Genomic DNA, 16,517 nt, shown 5'->3' with positions numbered 1-16,517 from the left:
CTGCGGGGAGTGGCTCTGGATCAGCGGGTAGGCGCCAGCTCCTCGCCGACCGCCTCGCGGTCCACGAGAGTCAGCGGCACGCCGAGCTGATCGGACAGGGACTCCTGGAGCGCCCCGCCCGAGTCGACGCGGGACGTGCCCGAGATCTCGATCGTCCGCACCGCCATGAGCGGCGAGTACGCGGCGACGGCGAGCGACGATCGCCAGCAGCACGAGCGAACCCGCGATCGCGAGGGTTGTGAGGCGCCGTCGCCGGGCCGCTTGGTGAAGCGCCGCACCTCTCCGCGCTCGAAGCGCCGCCGCTCGCGGGCGGCGCGGGCTACCGTGCGCCGCTCGGACCCCGGCACGCGCAGACGGCTCGGGAGAGCGGCGGGCCGACCCTCGGTCCGGCCGCCGCCGCGGACGACGCAGCTCCGTCGCGACGACGGGCACGGCGGACTCGTCGTCCGAGCCGGAGGCCCCCTTCTGCGGACGGGCCTCGGGACGCGGGAGGCGCGCGGCGGGCGGCGCGGCGACGATGCGGATCGGCTCCGTCGGCTCGCCGCTCGACGCCGGCGCGGGCGTCTTCTCGCGGGGCTCCGCGCGAACGGGTGCCGGCCGGCGGACCCCTCCGGCCGCTTCACGCCCGTCGCCCCCGGGGGGCCGGGAAGGGCGTCGTGGTCATCGGGCGACCGCGGCGTCCTCGCCGGTGCGAAGCAGCTCGAGCACCTGCGGGATGATCCGGTACACCGCCGCCGCAGCCGAGGGTGATGACGAAGTCGCCCTCACGGGCGATCAGAGCGGTCCGCTCGGCGGCCTCCTGCCAGTCCGGGACGAACGAGACGCGCGCAGGCGTCGGCGAACTTGCCGCCGACCAGCTCGCCGGTCACTCCCGGCTCCGGGTCCTCGCGGGCGCCGTAGACGTCGAGCACGATCGTCTCGTCGGCGTAGCGCTCGAGCGTCTCGGCGAACTCCTTCGCGAAGAGGCGGGTGCGGCTGTACAGGTGCGGCTGGTGCACGGCGATGATGCGCCCCTCCCCCACGACGGTGCGCGCGGCTGAAGGCGGCGGCCACCTCCGTGGGGTGGTGCGCGTAGTCGTCGTAGACGCTGACGCCGCGGACCGAGCCGTGCAGCTCGAACCGGCGCTCGGTCCCTCCGAAGGCCGAGACCGCCTCGAGCGACGCGGCGGGATCGAAGCCGAGACCGACGAGCACGGCGAAGGCGCCCGCGGCGTTCACCGCGCTGTGGCGGCCGGGGATGCGCAGCCGCGCGGGTAGCGGCGCCCCTCGAACTCGACGGTGAAGCCGACCGGGCCCACGAGCTCGAGGTCGACGACGCGCACGTCCGCTCCCTCGGCCTCGCCGAAGGTGAGGACCCGCTTGCCCTCGAGCTTCTCGGACACCTTGACGGCACCCGGGTCGTCCGACGAGATGACGACGAGCTCGCCGGCGTTCGAGGCGAAGGTGACGAAGGCGTCCTCGAAGGCCTGCAGCGAGCCGTAGTGGTCGAGGTGGTCGGGGTCGACGTTCGTGATCAGGGTGACGGCGGTGTCGTAGAGCAGGAAGCTCCCGTCCGACTCGTCCGCCTCGACGACGAACAGGTCGCCCGAGCCCGCCGCCGACGAGGTGCCGAGGCTCTCGATGATGCCGCCGTTGACGAAGCTCGGATCGGCGTCAGACCCAGTAGACCCGTGACGATCATGCCGGTCGACGTCGTCTTGCCGTGCCGCGCCCGCGACCGCGACGAGGCGGTGCCCGCGGACGAGCCAGGCGAGCGCCTGCGAGCGGTGCAGCACGGGGATCCCCCGCTCCTGGGCGAGCACGTACTCGGGGTTCTCGGGCCAGAGGGCCGAGGTGACCACGACCGCCTCGGCATCGCCCAGGTTCGCCGCGTCGTGTCCGATCGCGACCGGGATGCCGAGCCGCGAGCTGCTCGATCGGGTGCGACTCGCGCACGTCCGATCCGGTGACGCGGTGGCCGGCGTGGTGGAAGAGGCGCGCGATGCCGCTCATGCCGGATCCGCCGATGCCGATGAAGTGCACCGATCCGAGCTGGTCGGGGACGGTGATGCCGAGGTCGGGCTTGATCACGGGGGTCTCGCTTTCCGGGTCTTCGGCGTCTCGGTGGCACCCGGGCCGAGGGCCGCGGGCAGGGCGCCGGATCGAGTGCGGGCGAGCTGTGCGGGAGGGCTCCTCGGAGCCCGGCGGAGAAGGGTCAGCGGGGTGCGCGGAGCGCCGATCCGATGAGGTCGACGAGGCGCTCCGCACCGTCGCGGACGCCGACCGTCGCGGCGCGACGGCCCATCTCGTCGCGGCGCCCGGCGTCCTCGGGGAGGCGCACGAGCTCCCCGCACCCAGCCGGGGAGGAAGGCCGCATCCTCGACGAGCACCGCGCCCCCGGCGTCCACGACGCCGCGGGCGTTGAAGCGCTGCTCGCCGTTGCCCACCGGGTACGGGATGTAGACGGCGGGGAGCCCCAGCGCGCTGAGCTCGCTCACGGTGGCGGCGCCCGCGCGCGAGACCACGAGGTCGGCGGCCGAGAGCGCGAGATCCATCCGGTCGCAGTACGGGATCAGGTGGTAGCCGTCGAGGCCGGGGTCGGTGATCTCGGAGCGGTCACCCGTGATGTGCAGGATCTGGAAGCCGGTCGCCAGGACCGACGCGGCCGCGGCGTGCACGGTCGCGTTGATCCGCCGCGCACCGAGGGAGCCGCCGTGACGAGCAGCGTGGGCCGGGCCGGGTCGAGCCCGAACGCGGCGACGCCCTCGTGGCGTCGGGCGGGGCGGTCGAGATCGGCGATCTCGCGGCGCAGCGGCATGCCGACCGTCGTCGCGTGCGGCAGCGGGGTGCCCTCGAAGGCGACTCCGACGGAGCGCGTGCCGCGGGCGCCGAGGCGGTTGGCGAGGCCGGGGCGGGCGTTCGCCTCGTGCACGACGTACGGCGCGCCGGCTCGCCGCGCCGCGAGGTACGCGAGGCGGACGCGTACCCGCCGAATCCCACCACCGCGTCGATCCTGCGCTCGCGGATCGTGCGCACCGCACGCCGTCGGCGCCCGCGGAAGGCGCCCGGGAAGCGCAGCGCCGCGGCGCCGGGGCGACGCGGGAACGGCAGCCGCGGATCACGGACAGCTCGTAGCCGCGCAGCGGGACGAGGCGCGCCTCGAGCCTCCGCGGTGCCGAGCACGAGCACCTCGTCGCCCGAGTCGCGGGCCCGGATCTCGTCGGCGGTCGCGAGCAGCGGGTTCACGTGCCCGGCGGTGCCGCCGCCCGCGAGCAGGTAGCGGAGTCACTCCGCCTCCGCCTTGCCTGCGCGGCGGGCGGCGCCGAGGTGCGGCAATCCGGTGGTCTGGGTCCTCGCGAAGGAGAGGACGACGCCGATGGCGAGCAGTGAGCTGAGCAGGGCGCCCTCCGGAGGAGATGAGCGGCAGGGGGACGCCGAGGACCGGCAGGACCCCGAGCACCACGCCGATGTTGACGAAGGCCTGGCCGATGAGCCAGACCATCACCGCCGCCGTCGTGACCCGCACGAACGGGTCGGTCGCGGCATGGATGATGCGGAAGAAGGCGACGGCGAGCACGACGAACAGCGCGAGGACGACGACCGCCCCGAGTCGGCCAGCTCCTCGCCGATGATCGCGAAGATGTAGTCGTTGTCGGCGGCCGGCAGCCACGACCACTTCGCCTTGGGTTGCCGAGCCCCACGCCGAAGACGCCGCCGGACGCCATCGCCCAGGTGCCGTGCAGGGGCTGCCAGCAGGACGTCTCGTACTGCCCGGGGCCGGAGCAGTCGGTGAGGAAGGAGAAGATGCGGGTGCGGCGGTTCTCGGTCGAGATGGCGAACAGCACTGCGACGACCGCTCGATCAGCACGATCGGCAGGATGATCCGCAGCCGGACGTTGGAGTAGAAGAGCGCCGCCAGCAGGATCCCCGCCATGATCATCACGGTTCCGAGGTCGCCGCCGAGCAGCACGAGGAACAGGGCGAAGCCGCCGATGGGGAGCACCGGGATGAGGCGTGCTGCCAGTCCTGCTTGAAGCGCAGCCGCCTCTCGAGCACGAGGCCCAGCCACAGCACGAGGGCGAGCTTGAGCACCTCGGAGGGCTGCCATGGTGGAAGCCGCCGAGGTACAGCCAGTTCTTGTTGCCTCCCACTGCGTATCCAGAGGCGTGAAGGGCACCAGCATCTGCAGGATGCAGCCGACGATGAGCATGCATGCCACGTCACGCGCTTCCACAGTGCGATCGGGAAGCGCGACACGAGGAGCATGAGGCGGCACGCCGAGCACGGCGAAGATGCCCTGCCGGAGGAAGCCGCCGAACGAGTCGGGCTCGATCGGAACGACGTCGCCGACGAGGAGGGAGAGCACCATCGTCAGCCCGAAGAGCACGAGGAAGAGGGTGGTGCCGAACAGGAGGTAGAAGTTCGGCGATTCGGAGGCGAAGACCTTCGAGAGGACGATGCGCGCCCGGTGCGCGCGAGTCCGCTCGCCGGTCCTTCGGCTTCCCGAGCGTCGGCGCGCGAGCTGGCCCGGCATCCGGCTCGTCGTCCGGAGCGGTCATCGGCCTCTCTCTCCTCAGGTGCTTCTCGACGGCCGCAGCGAACGACCGGCCCCGTTCCGCGTAGTCGCGCAGACTTCGGGTCCATGGATGCTGCGCGGCGGGTGCGAGCAGGACGACATCGCCGGTTCGGGCGAAGCCCACCGCGGCCTCGACGGCCGCCTGCATGCACCGAACTCCAGTGTCATCCGGGGCCACCTCGGTCACGGGGAGTTCGGGGGCGTGTCGTCGGAATGCCTCGAGGACCGCGACGCGGTCGACTCCGGTGACCACGGCACCGCGCAGTCGCGTCGTGTGCGAGGCCACGAGACGTCCACTCGACGCCCTTGAGCAGACCGCCGACCAGCCAGACGACCGACGGATACGCGCGCAGCGGCCGTCGGCCGCGTGCGGGTTGGTGGCCTTCGAATCGTCGATCCAGGTGACCCCGACCGCACGGCCGACCTGGATGCGGTGGGCGTCGAGCTCGAAGACCGCGAGCGCGCGGCGGATCGCGCCGGGCTCGATGCCGCACGCGCGGGACAGCGCGGCGGCCTGAGGAGCCGTTCTGCACGATGTGCGGTGCCGCGAGGTGGCGCGCGGCCAGCTCGTCGACGGTCGCGATCTCGATCGCGCTCGTGCATCGGTCCTCGAGGAACGCCCGGTCGCAGAGGATCCCGTCCACGATGCCGAAGTCGCTCGGCCCGGGGACTCCCAGACCGAAGCCGATCGCCCGGGCCCCCTCGACGACCTCCGCGTCGAGCACCATCTGCTCGGTGGCCGCGTCGGCCCGGTTGTAGACGCGGGCGACCCGCGTGCCCGTGTAGACCTTGGCCTTCGCATCGCGGTACGCCTCGAAGGTGCCGTGCCAGTCGAGGTGGTCCTCGGCGATGTTGAGGCGGGTCGACGCGATCGGCTCGATCGCGCCGAGGTAGTGCAGCTGGTAGCTCAGGCTCGACCACCAGGACGTCGAAGCCCTGCGGATCGCGCACCGCGTCGAGCACCGGGATCCCGATGTTGCCGCACGGAGCCGCGCGAGGCCGCCAGCGACCAGCATGGTCGCCGTCAGCTGCACGGTCGTCGTCTTGCCGTTCGTGCCGGTCACGAGGCACCCAGTCCGCGGGCGTCCCGTCGGCCCGGACGACCTTGTCGCGCACGCGCCAGGCGAGCTCGACGTCGCCCCAGAGACCGGTCCCCCTCGCGAGCGTCCACTCGACGATCAGGTGCGTCGGCCGGAAGCCCGGCGACACGATGACGAGCTCGGGGTCGAAGTCGATCAGCTCGTCAGGGCACGGTGTCGAGGCCGTCCGCGCGGTGCGGCCAGGCTCGATCACCTCGAGCAGGCGCTCGCGCTCCTCGTCGGCCCGGTCGGTGAGGACCAGGACGTCGGAGCCGAGCTCGGTCAGCGTGTCGGCGACGGAGAAGCCGGTCACCCCGAGCCCCAGGACCGCGACGCGGAGCCCGCGCCAGTCCGAGTTCCAGCTGCGGAGGAGTCGAGCCGTTCGGCGCGTGCGGGATTGGTCATGCCGGGAGAGCCATTCGAGGTAGAAGAGCCCGACACCGGCGGCCACGAAGATGCCCGCGATGATCCAGAAGCGGACCACGACGGTGATCTCGGCCCACCCTTGAGCTCGAAGTGGTGGTGGAGCGGGCTCATCAGGAAGATGCGCTTGCCCCGGGTCAGTTTGAAGTAGATCCGCTGCACGATCACCGAGCCGGTGACGATGACGAAGAGGCCGCCGATGAGGATGACGAGCAGCTCGGTGCGGGTCAGGATCGCGAGGGCGGCGAGTGCGCCGCCGAGGCCGAGCGAGCCGGTGTCGCCCATGAAGATCTGCGCCGGCGAGGTGTTCCACCAGAGGAACCCGACGAGCGCGCCCGAGATCGCCGCGGCGATGATCGCCAGGTCGAACGGATCGCTCACCTGGTAGCGCTTGTCGGCCACCTCGGGATTGAGCTGGGCGTCGTCAGCACCACTGGTTCGACTGCCAGAAGCCGATGATCACGTAGGAGCCGATCGCGAGGATCGAGGATCCCGTGGCGAGGCCGTCGAGGCCGTCGGCGACGTTGACTCCGTTCGAGGTGCTGGTGACGATCACGCAGATCCAGAGCACGAAGAGCCCGATGCCGATCCAGCCGAGAGCGGCGAAGTCGAACGGCAGGTCTCGGATGAAGGAGATCGACGTCGACGCGGGCGTCAGACCGTTCTGGTCGCGCACCAGGATGGCGATCACGGCGAAGGCCGCGGCGACGATCACCTGTCCCGCGATCTTCGCCCAGCCGCCGAGGCCGAGGCTGCGCTGGTTGCGGGTCTTGAGGAAGTCGTCGATGAACCCGACGAAGCCCAGTCCGACCATCATGAACAGCACCAGGAGCGCCGAGGGAGCCACGGCGCGGTTGCCGAACAGCATGCCGAGGAAGTAGCCCGCCACCGTCGCGATGATGATGACGATGCCGCCCATCGTGGCGGTGCCGTGCTTCACGTGGTGGGACTGCGGCCCGTCCTCGCGGATGAACTGGCCCCACTGCAGCCGGTGGAAGAGCCGGATGAACAGGGGCGTCAGCAGGAGGGTGAAGGCGCCGGAGAAGGCGCCCGCCATCAGGAGTGCTCTCATCGGTGTCGCTCCCCAGTCGGTCGCCGAGGAATCGAAGCCCGCCGAGTTCGAGGACTTCACCGGGACGGTGTCGCCGGTCTGCAGATAGCCGTCGAGGAACGCGTACGCGTCGTCGGCCGTGTCGACGAAGACGGACTCGCCGCTCCACGGCCCTCGCGCTCGGCGGCCACGTGGATGCGCCGGGCGCGGGCGCCGACGACGACGATCTGCGAGACGTTCAGGCGCACGGCCTGCAGGCCGACGCGCTCGTGCTCCTCGTCGGCCCACTCCCCCAGCTCGCTCATCTCGCCGAGGACGGCGACGGTGCGGCCTCCGGCTTCGCGATCTGGGCGAGAGTGCGCAGTGCCGCGGCGGTGGAGTCGGGGCTCGCGTTGTACGCGTCGTTCACGACGACCACGTCCTGACCGCCGAGCACCTGCATCCGCCAGCGCTCCGCGAGGGTGACGGTCGAGAGCGCCTCGACGATCGCGGGCAGCGGGACGCCGACCGAGAGGGCGGCGGCAGTGGCGGCCAGGGCGTTCATCACGTGGTGCTCGCCGAGGACCCTGAGGAGCAGCTCGGCGCGCCCGGCCTCGCGGCCCTCGCCCTCCCGCACCTCGATGGCGAAGCGGGTGCCCTCGGCGGAGGGCTCGACGTCGACCGCGCGCACGTCGGCGCGCTCGCCGCGACCGAACCACAGCACGCGGGCCGCGGTGCGGCCGGCCATGGTCGCCACGCGGCCGTCGTCGGAGTTCAGCACGGCGATGTCGTCGGCGGTGAGGTCGGCCACCATCTCGGTCTTGGCCTCGAGGGTCCGCTCGATGCCGCCGAACTCGCCGGCGTGCGCGAGGCCCACCGCGAGGACGATGCCGACGTCGGGCTTCGCCATGCGCACGAGGCGGCGGATCTCGCCGACGGCGCTGGCGCCCATCTCGGCGACGAGGAAGCGCGTCGACTCCGACACCTGCAGCATCGTGATCGGCGCGCCGACCTCGTTGTTGAAGGATCCGCGAGGGGCGACGGTCTCGCCGACGCGCTCGAGGATCGTCCGGAGGAGGTTCTTGGTCGTCGTCTTGCCGTTCGAGCCGGTCACGCCGAGGACCGTCAGGCCGCCCTAGTGCGCGGACGCGCCGGACGACCTCGGTCGCGAGGGCGCCGAGCGCCTGGACGAAGTCGTCGACCAGCACCTGCGGCACGTCGAGGTCGAGCGGGCGCTCGACGATCAGGAGGGCCGCGCCGTTCTCGACGGCCGCCGGCGCGAACAGGTGCCCGTCGGTGTGCTCGCCGCGCTTGGCGACGAAGATCCCGCCCGGACGGATCTCGCGGGAGTCGGTCTCGGTCGCGCCGTCGACCGCTGTCGCGGCGGTCGAGGAGGGGCCGGCGAGGTGGAGGCGCCCGGAGACGGCCTCGGCGACCTCGGTGAGAGTGAGGGCGATCATCTAGAGCCAGCCCGCCTCGCGCAGAGCCTGACGGACGTCGTCCCTGGCCGAATACGGCATGTGCACTCCTGCAACCTCCTGGTAGTCCTCGTGTCCGGGTCCGGCGTAGAGGATCGAATCCCCCTCGCGCGCGAGCGCGAGGAGCGGCGCACGGCGGCGCGCGGGTCGAGATCTCGTGGATCTCCCTGTCGGGCACCGCCTCCCGCGCCGCGCCGACGAGCACGGCGCGGATCGCGGCCGGGTCCTCCCAGCGCGGGTGGAAGTCGGTGACGACGACGACGTCGGACAGCCGGGCGGCGATGGCGCCCATGTCGGCGCGCTTCGTCGCGTCGCGGTCGCCGTCGGCGCCGAAGACCATGACGAGGCGGCCGGGCGTCAGCGCCCGCAGCGCCTCGAAGTGCGTTCTGGAACGCGTCCGGCGTGTGCCCGTAGTCCACGTAGACCCGGGGGCCGCGGTCTCCCGAGACGCGCTCGGCGCGACCGGGAATGTATACGTCGAGACGGCCGTCCTCGAGGACGTGGGCGATGGCCTCGAGGTCGAAGCCGGACTCGACCAGCATCACGATCGCCAGCGCGGCGTTCGCCGCCATGTACCAGCCGATCAGCGGGACGGCGACCTCGACCGAGCGGTGGTCCGGACCGTCCAGACGGAACACGGTGCGGTCGGCGGTGCTCTCGAGGACGGTCATCGCCCAGTCGGCCGGTACGGCCGGAGCCTCGCCGACGACCGGGGAGCTCGCGAGTGTCGCGATCGGGATCCGGGAGCGCTCGGCGAGCTCCCGGCCCCAGGCGCTGTCGACGGTGACGACTCCGCGTCGGGCCCGATCGGGCTGGAACAGGTCGGCCTTGGCCTCGAAGTACTGCGCCATGTCGGTGTAGTCGTCGAGGTGGTCGTGGCTGAGGTTCGTGAAGCCGACCACGTCGAACACGACGCCGTCGATGCGGTGCCGGGTCAACGCCTGGGCCGAGACCTCGATCGAGACGGCGCGGACGGCCGACTCGCGCATCCGCGCGAGGAGTCCGTGCAGCTCGGTCGCCTCGGGGGTGGTCAGCGAGCTCGCGACCGCGACGTCGCCGATGCGGCGCTCCGCGGTGGAGCTGAGGCCCGAGACGACGCCGAGGCGCCGGAGCAGGGCGTCGAGCAGGTACACGACGCTGGTCTTGCCGTTCGTGCCCGTGACTCCGAAGAGCGTCGGCACGTCCTCGCGGGTGCGGTGGATCCAGGACGCGACGTCGCCGAGGGCTGCGCGGGGATCGGGCGTGACGAGGACGGGGAGTCCGCTCGCCGACGCGGCCTCGGCGCCCTCGGGGTCGGTGAGCACAGCGACGGCTCCGGAGGCGGCGGCGTCGGCGGCGAAGGCCGCGCCGTGGACCTTGCGCCCCGCGATGCCGACGTACAGGTCGCCCGCCTCGACCTGCCGGGAGTCGAGCGTGACGCCGCTGACCTCGACCCCGTCGACTCCCGGCACCGTGCCGAGCGAGAACTCGGCCACGAGCTGCGACAGCGACCGCGGGACCGGGTGCTCCGGTCGGAGGGAGGACTGCGGGCGAGTGACGTGCAATGCCCGCTCTTTCTCTCGTGGTGGTGCGATCACCACGTCGTGGGGTAGTTCACGGCGGGGACCGTCGACGGCTCCACCCGGTTCGTCTTCAGCACCTGGGTCATGACCTGCTGGAAGACGGGGGCGGTCGCCTGGGACGTGTTCATCTTAACCGGATCGGCGATGGTGACCGTCACGACGTACTTCGGGTCCTCCGCCGGAGCGAGCCCGGCGAGCGAGACGGTGTAGCTGGAGGAGTACCCTCCGTCGCCGTCCGGCTGCTGAGCCGTTCCGGTCTTCGTCGCGATGTTGTAGCCGTCCACGTGGATGTAGTCGGCCAGCCAGCCGTCGGTGTAGTGCGTCTGCAGCATGTCGACGACGTCCTGCGCCGCACCGGCGGAGACGACCTGGGTGCCGGTCGTGTCGGGGACGTCGATGACAGTGCCGTCGGCGGTCGTGCAGCCGGCGACCAGCTGCGCCGGCAGGCGCACCCCGCCGTTGCCCAGCGTCTGGTAGATGCCGGCGACCTGGATCGCGGTGGCGGACACTCCCTGGCCGAACATGGTGGTGTAGTTCGTCTGGTTGTCCCAGACCTGGTAGTCGCTGAGCAGTCCGCCGGACTCGCCGGGGTACCCGACCGCGGTGGGCGCCTTGAGTCCGAACTTGAGCATGTAGTCGTAGCGGTCCTGCGCGGACAGCTTCGAGCCGATGGTCGCGATGCCGACGTTCGAGGAGTCCTTGAGGATCCCCGTCAGGGTGTAGTTCGTCGGGGTGTGCGCGAAGTCGTCGCTGAACGAGGCGCCGTTCTTCTCGAACGTGTCCGGAGTGACGACGTGGGTCGTGGGCGTCGCGAGTCCCTTGTCGATCAGCATGGCCGCGGTCATCGGCTTGAACGTCGAACCGGGCTCGAACGGACTCTGGAAGGCGCGCGACCCGCGGTCGGCGAGGGCGCTCGCCGAGACGTCGTTGGGGTCGACCGTGGGGGTCTCGGCCACGGTGAGCAGCTTGCCCGTCTCGACCTCCTGCACCACGACGATCCCGTAGCTGCCGCCGACCTCGGCGACGCGCTGCGACAGCACCTGCTGCGCGTAGTACTGCAGGTCGGAGTCGATCGTCAGCTGCACCTGCCCGCCGTCGACCGCGGGGGTCTCGGCCACGGTGCTGCCGGGGATCCGGACGAAGTCGGCGCTGCGCTCGAAGCTCTCCGGAGCCGTTCTTCCCGGCGAGGCAGGCGTTCTCGGTGTACTCGACGCCCTCCTGAGCGGCGCCGTCCGCCCCACGTAGCCGATCAGGTTCCCGGCGACGGCCCCGTTGGGGTACGTGCGGCCCTGCTGCGTCTCGAAGAAGGTCCACGGGATTTCCAGCGCGAGCAGCTTCTGGTACGCCTCGAGGTCGAGGCCCTCGGAGAGGATCAGGTAGTTGGCCTTCGCGTCCTTCGCGAGCGCGGCGTCGACGAGCGTCCTGATCTGCTCGACGCTCTGGCCGGTGATCGCGCCGATCTCGGACGCGGCCTGGTCGACGCTCACGACGACGTCCTGGCCGTCGGGCATCTCGCGGAGGAACTCCCCCACGTTGCGGGGCGACGTCGTCAGGCGGTACCGGGTCGTCGTGTCGGCGAGGACGGCTCCCGAGCGGTCGACGATCGATCCGCGCGTGCCGTAGGTGACGCTGCTGCTGGACTGGCTGAGCGCCGCGGCGTCCGTCAGCTCGTTGGCCCGCACGATCTGGATGTCGACCAGCTTGCCGATGAACAGTCCCACGACCGCGGCGATGACGACGAAGGTGACGGCGGTGCGGCGTCTGCTCGAGCGGTTCTGTCTCACTGCTGCGGTGTCCTTCTTCGTCCTGGCGGGATCGCCGCCGTCGGTCGTGTCGTAGCGGGAGGCGGGCCGTGCGGGAGGCGTCAGTGCGTCAGGGGCGCGGGGAGCTCGCCCTGCAACGGTACGGCCGAGGTTCCTCCAGCCGCGGAGGACGCGCTCGCGTCGACCGGAGTCGCGGCGGCACCGGCCGGGAGGATGAGCGCGTTGGGGACGAGTGCCGCGGCACCGGCCGTGCCGACCTCGCTCGAGGCGGCCGAGGCGGGGTCGCCCAGCACCGCTCCGTCGGACAGGCGGAGGTAGACGGGAGCCGTGTTCGCCACCATGCCCAGCCCCTGCGCCGCGGTCGCGAGGTTCTGCGGGGAGCTGAGGGTGTCCACCGCGTCCTGCTTCTCGGCGTTGCTGCGGGTGAGCGTCTTCTGCTCGGTCTGCAGCGCGGCGATCTGGTACGCCCCTGCGAGAGCCCGACGCTCACGAGGAGCTGGATCACGATGATCGCGAAGAGGCCGGCGACGGCGACGATGCCGTAGACGAGCTTGGGTCGCGGCGCGCCGGCGGCGGTCGGGACCGCCTCGATGCGCGGGCGGGGCGACTGCTCGTCCGGCCTCGCGGTGCGGGCGGGCTCGATGACGGCGGGGTCGATGACGGCGGTGGCGCTCACGCGGTCCTCCTGATCCTCTCGGCCGCGCGCAGACGCACGGGTGTTGCTCGGGGGTTGCGGGTCTTCTCCTCGTCGGAGGCGAGTTCGGCGCCCCGGATGACGAGGCGGAACTCGGGTCGGTGCTCGGGGAGCTCCATGGGGAGCCCCGCGGGAGCGGTCGAGGACGACGCGGCCTGCAGCGCGCGCTTGACGATGCGGTCCTCGAGCGACTGGTAGGCCTCGACGACGATCCGGCCGCCGACGGCGACGCGGTCGAGCGCGGCGAGGATCGCGCGCTCCAGCACGGAGAGCTCCTGGTTGACCTCGATGCGCAGGGCCTGGAAGACCCGCTTGGCCGGATGGCCGTTGCGCTGGATCGCGACCGGGGTCGCCGCCTGGATGATCTCGACCAGCCGGCCGGAGCGCTCGATCGGCGCGTCGCCACGCGCCTCGACGATGCGCTTCGCGTAGCGCTGGGCGAGGCGCTCCTCGCCGTACTCGTGGAAGATGCGGCGCAGCGCGCCCTCGTCGTACTCCGCGAGGATGCTCGCCGCGGTCAGGGGCGCGGTCGCGTCCATCCGCATGTCCAGCGGAGCGTCCTTGGAGTAGGAGAAGCCGCGCTCGGTCTCGTCCAGCTGCAGCGACGAGACGCCGAGGTCGAACAGCGCGCCGTCGATCTCGTCGATCCCGAGCTCGTCGAGCACGTCGGGGAGCTCGTCGTAGACGGCGTGCACCAGGTCGATGCGGGAGGAGTGGGCCGAGAGCCGCTCGCCGGCGAGCTCGAGTGCCTCGGGGTCGCGGTCGAGGCCGACGAGGTGGAGCCCGGGAAGCGCTCGAGCAGGGCCAGCGAGTGGCCGCCCATGCCCAGCGTCGCGTCCACCAGCACCGCGCCGTCGCGCTCGATCGCCGGAGCGAGGGGCTCGACGCAGCGCTCGAGGAGCACCGGGAGGTGGCGCTCCTCGGTCGGGCGCACCTGCTTCTTCTCGGAGTCGTCTGCCATGGCGGTCCCGCCGTCCTGTTCCTGCTGCCCGATCCCCATCCATCTCGCGACCGGACACCGGGGAAGGTGCGTCCGGGCGCCGAGTGGCTGAGAGTCGCGCGGCAGGAGCTTCGAACAGTCCGGGGATCACCTCCTCCTGGGTGTCGGAGAAGACGGACTCCTGCTCGGTCAGATACGCGTCCCAGGCGTCCTGCGCCCAGATCTCGGCGCGGTTGCCCGCTCCGATGACGGTGAGGTCGCGGTCCAGGCCCGCGTAGGCGCGCAACGGCGCGGGCAGCGTGACCCGGTTCTGCTTGTCGGGGGTCTCGGCGCTCGCCCCCGAGAGGAAGACGCGGAGGAAGTCGCGGGCCTGCTTGCTCGTGACCGGCGCCTGACGGATCTTCTCGTGCATCGTCTCGAACTCGCTCTGGCTGAAGACGTAGAGGCACCGCTCCTGGCCGCGCGTGACGACGACTCGGAGGAGAGCTCGTCTCGGAACTTGGCGGGGAGGATCACGCGGCCCTTCTCGTCGAGCTTGGGGGAATAGGTGCCGAGGAACAACGGACTGCCCCCCACTTCTTCCGGCCAAGGATGGTGTGTCCTCCACAGTACTCCACTTCGCCCCACCCACAACCCTCACGGCGCGCCGGCTCAGCGCGTTCACCCCCGGTCATCCGCGTATTCCCGGGCAGGAACGCGGGTGGAGCGGAGTGGAGGGATGTATCGCTCCGCAGCGGTCCGCGGGGAGCAGAAAGGGGCCGATCCTTGAGGATCGACCCCGTGCGTGGTGCGGAAGGGAGGAGGAGTGCGCTCCCGGAGAGTCCGCGGGCATGAAAAAAGGGCCGATCCGTGAGGATCGACCCTGTGGGTGGTGCGGAGCGGCGGTCAGCTGCGACCGTCGCCGCGGTTGTCCCATCGCTCGTTCAAGCGGTCCATGAAGGTGGAGCCCGACCGGCTGCTCGAGGAGCGGGGCTTGGAGGTGCGGCCGACGGTAGGGAGACCGGGCTCCTCGGCTCCACCCGGCGCCGGGCGCATGGCGACGACGACGCCCGCGAGCATGATCGCGAACCCGCCGACGCCGACGAGCGGCTGGGCGACGATGACGCCGGTGACGAGGACTCCGAGACCGACGAGGGAGAGGAGGATGCCGAGCACCAGGGCCCGGTAGTTGGTGCCGCCGCGCCCCTTGCTGACGGCCGCCACGAAATCGGCGTCGTTCTGATAGAGGTTGCGCTCCATCTCGTCGAGGAGCCGTTGCTCGTGTTCCGAAAGCGGCATCTTGACCCCTTCAAGGGTGCGACGCCGTTCCTCTTCGGAACGGCGTCAGGTTGGCGGCACGGTGTGCTCGACCGGGCGGGTGGCGCTTCAGTGTAGACCGAGCCCGGCACAGGCGCTGAGACGCCTCGGATGCATAGGCTGGTCGGGTGAACAACAGCACTCGTCTGGTCGACCGCGTCCAGTTCCGAATCGAGGGATTCCTCGCCGGGCGCACGCCAATTCTGCGCTCCATAGGAGAGACGTCTCCGCCCTGGGCGACCTTTCGCGGGACTTTCTCAGCGGGGGCAAGCGGTTCCGCGCGCGCTTCTGCGAGGCGGGCTGGACGGCCGTCTCCGCCGTCTCCAGCGAGGCGCATCGGGCGGTTCGGACCCGGTCGCGCGCGTCGGAGCGGGACTCGAGCTGTTCCACGCAGCGGCCCTCGTCCACGACGACGTGATCGACAACTCCGACACCCGGCGAGGGGCGCCGGCGGCGCACCGCCGCTTCGCCGGGATGCACGCCGACGGAGGGTGGTCGGGCTCCGGGGACGAGTTCGGCCGCTCCTCCGCGATCCTGCTCGGCGATCTGCTGCTGGTCTGGTCCGACGAGATCTTCGCGGACGCCGAATGGGCGCTCGAGGACCGGCCGAGCGCGGCGAGGGCCCAGGCGGAGTTCAACCTGATGCGCACCGAGGTGACGCTGGGCCAGTACCTCGACATCCTCGAGGAGAGCGCCTGGGCCGGGCACGCGGAGGACGAGCACCTCGCGCGCGCCGAGCGGGTCGTCGTCTACAAGAGCGCGAAGTACAGCATCGAGGCGCCGCTCGCGATCGGCGGCTCGCTGGCGGGCGGCGACGACGCCCAGATCGACGCGCTGCGCCGCTTCGGCCTACCGCTAGGCATCGCCTTCCAGCTGAGGGACGACGTGCTCGGCGTCTTCGGCGACCCGGCACTGACCGGCAAGCCCGCGGGAGACGACCTCCGCGAGGGCAAGCGCACCGTGCTGCTGGGCCTCGCCCGCACCGGTTCGTCCGACTCCGCCCGGGCCGAGCTCGACGCCGTCGTCGGGCGCGGCGACGCGAGCGCCGAGGACATCGCGCTGGCTCAGGAGATCGTGGCCGGAAGCGGGGCCCTCGACCGGCTCGAGGAGCGCATCGAGCGCGACGTCGAGTCGGCACTGGCGGCGCTGCCGGGCGCTCCGCTGCGGCCGGAGGGTGTGGCGGAACTGCGCGAACTGGCGGACCGCGTCAGCGTCCGCACGGCCTGGGCGCCTCGGCGCCTCCGCTCGGGCCCGGCACGTCGGCCGGACGCGATCGATCAGGCGAGAGCCTGGGCGACGCGGCGGACCTCGGCCTTGCGACCGGCGCGCAGGGCGAGCACGGGGCTCGTGCCCAGTGCATCGTCCTCCGAGAGCAGCCACTCGACCGCCTCGTCGTCCGAGAAGCCGGAGTCGGAGAGCAGGATCGCCGTACCGCGGATCTCGGACATCGGCTCCCCGTCACGGAGGAAGAGGGACGGGACGACGAGCTTGCCGTCGCGTCGGGTCCCCAGCAGATGGCGCTCCTCGAGGAGGCGGCGCACGCGGCTGACGGAGAGGCCGGTGATCTCGACGAGATCGGGGACGGTCAGCCACTCGATCTCGGAGGCGGTCGAGGGGCGGGAGCGGACGAGTCGGTCACCGGTCAAGACTGCCACGGCAGTGCGGCGCCTCCAAGCCATCCGTCCCGGCGAGGTCGG

At 71.7% G+C, this 16,517-nt stretch carries 7 protein-coding genes and 11 pseudogenes; 1 reads left to right on the top strand and 17 read right to left on the bottom strand.

All coding sequences use genetic code 11. The features are described from left to right. Nucleotides 1-20: 20 nt before the first annotated feature. The 16 genes and pseudogenes from AC0CII_RS03720 to AC0CII_RS03645 all read right to left on the bottom strand — a co-directional run bounded on the left by AC0CII_RS03720 (nt 21) and on the right by AC0CII_RS03645 (nt 14,802). A complete protein-coding gene (locus AC0CII_RS03720; protein ID WP_465228706.1) occupies nt 21-278 on the bottom strand; it encodes a hypothetical protein in 258 nt (85 codons plus the stop codon). A gap of 382 nt (nt 279-660) precedes the next feature. Beyond that, nucleotides 661-2,070 (bottom strand): annotated as a pseudogene (murC, locus tag AC0CII_RS03715) (UDP-N-acetylmuramate--L-alanine ligase). Further along, entirely contained in the window at nt 2,067-2,657 is a 591-nt protein-coding gene (locus AC0CII_RS03710) for a UDP-N-acetylglucosamine--N-acetylmuramyl-(pentapeptide) pyrophosphoryl-undecaprenol N-acetylglucosamine transferase (protein WP_465228705.1), read from the bottom strand. The pseudogene murC and the gene AC0CII_RS03710 overlap by 4 nt, the downstream one beginning before the upstream one ends. Next, the gene (locus AC0CII_RS03705) at nt 2,552-2,911 is read right to left on the bottom strand and encodes a hypothetical protein (RefSeq protein WP_465229099.1); all 360 of its coding nucleotides are present in this window, start codon (nt 2,909-2,911) and stop codon (nt 2,552-2,554) included. The genes AC0CII_RS03710 and AC0CII_RS03705 overlap by 106 nt, the downstream gene beginning before the upstream one ends. Nucleotides 2,912-3,012: 101 nt before the next feature. After that, nucleotides 3,013-3,225 (bottom strand): annotated as a pseudogene (locus AC0CII_RS03700) (UDP-N-acetylglucosamine--N-acetylmuramyl-(pentapeptide) pyrophosphoryl-undecaprenol N-acetylglucosamine transferase); the annotation flags it as partial. 217 nt (nt 3,226-3,442) lie between these two features. Continuing rightward, nucleotides 3,443-3,913, bottom strand: a pseudogene (locus AC0CII_RS03695) (FtsW/RodA/SpoVE family cell cycle protein); the annotation flags it as partial. Nucleotides 3,914-4,499: 586 nt separating this feature from the next. Continuing rightward, a pseudogene (gene murD / locus AC0CII_RS03690) lies at nt 4,500-6,004 on the bottom strand (UDP-N-acetylmuramoyl-L-alanine--D-glutamate ligase); the annotation flags it as partial. Nucleotides 6,005-6,040: 36 nt separating this feature from the next. Next, a pseudogene (mraY, locus tag AC0CII_RS03685) lies at nt 6,041-7,129 on the bottom strand (phospho-N-acetylmuramoyl-pentapeptide-transferase); the annotation flags it as partial. Nucleotides 7,130-7,139: 10 nt separating this feature from the next. Continuing rightward, nucleotides 7,140-8,547 (bottom strand): annotated as a pseudogene (locus AC0CII_RS03680) (UDP-N-acetylmuramoyl-tripeptide--D-alanyl-D-alanine ligase); the annotation flags it as partial. Between the two features lie 229 nt (nt 8,548-8,776). After that, nucleotides 8,777-8,905 (bottom strand): annotated as a pseudogene (locus tag AC0CII_RS03675) (glutamate ligase domain-containing protein); the annotation flags it as partial. A gap of 259 nt (nt 8,906-9,164) precedes the next feature. Next, nucleotides 9,165-10,016, bottom strand: a pseudogene (locus tag AC0CII_RS03670) (Mur ligase family protein); the annotation flags it as partial. A gap of 122 nt (nt 10,017-10,138) precedes the next feature. Next, complete coding sequence (locus AC0CII_RS03665) at nt 10,139-11,911, bottom strand: peptidoglycan D,D-transpeptidase FtsI family protein (RefSeq protein ID WP_465228704.1); 1,773 nt, start codon at nt 11,909-11,911, stop codon at nt 10,139-10,141. Between the two features lie 80 nt (nt 11,912-11,991). Further along, nucleotides 11,992-12,285, bottom strand: a complete 294-nt coding sequence (locus AC0CII_RS03660) for a hypothetical protein (RefSeq protein WP_465228703.1) — start codon at nt 12,283-12,285, stop codon at nt 11,992-11,994. A gap of 277 nt (nt 12,286-12,562) precedes the next feature. Continuing rightward, a pseudogene (rsmH, locus tag AC0CII_RS03655) lies at nt 12,563-13,545 on the bottom strand (16S rRNA (cytosine(1402)-N(4))-methyltransferase RsmH). A 115-nt stretch (nt 13,546-13,660) separates the two neighbouring features. Beyond that, a pseudogene (mraZ, locus tag AC0CII_RS03650) lies at nt 13,661-14,085 on the bottom strand (division/cell wall cluster transcriptional repressor MraZ); the annotation flags it as partial. A gap of 324 nt (nt 14,086-14,409) precedes the next feature. Next, nucleotides 14,410-14,802: a DUF3040 domain-containing protein gene (locus AC0CII_RS03645; protein ID WP_465225969.1), complete on the bottom strand. Its 393-nt coding sequence runs from the start codon at nt 14,800-14,802 to the stop codon at nt 14,410-14,412. A gap of 306 nt (nt 14,803-15,108) precedes the next feature. Here AC0CII_RS03645 and AC0CII_RS03640 point away from each other — a divergent pair. Beyond that, nucleotides 15,109-15,831, top strand: a pseudogene (locus AC0CII_RS03640) (polyprenyl synthetase family protein); the annotation flags it as partial. Nucleotides 15,832-16,097: 266 nt separating this feature from the next. On the opposite strand, the gene AC0CII_RS03635 reads toward AC0CII_RS03640, so the two are convergent. Then, nucleotides 16,098-16,466 carry an Rv2175c family DNA-binding protein gene (locus AC0CII_RS03635; protein ID WP_465229030.1) on the bottom strand — a complete coding sequence of 123 codons (369 nt, stop codon included), beginning with the start codon at nt 16,464-16,466 and terminating at the stop codon, nt 16,098-16,100. Between the last annotated feature and the right edge of the window lie 51 nt (nt 16,467-16,517).

The sequence above is a fragment of the Rathayibacter sp. AC182 genome, assembly GCF_979253875.1.
Note: the sequence above shows the minus strand (reverse complement) of the source record. Positions and strands in the feature narration are given on the sequence as shown.

What these genes read in the sequence shown, in the direction of transcription:
- AC0CII_RS03645 (WP_465225969.1), bottom strand. Translation starts at nt 14,802, where the DNA reads ATGCCGCTTTCGGAACACGAGCAACGGCTCCTCGACGAGATGGAGCGC.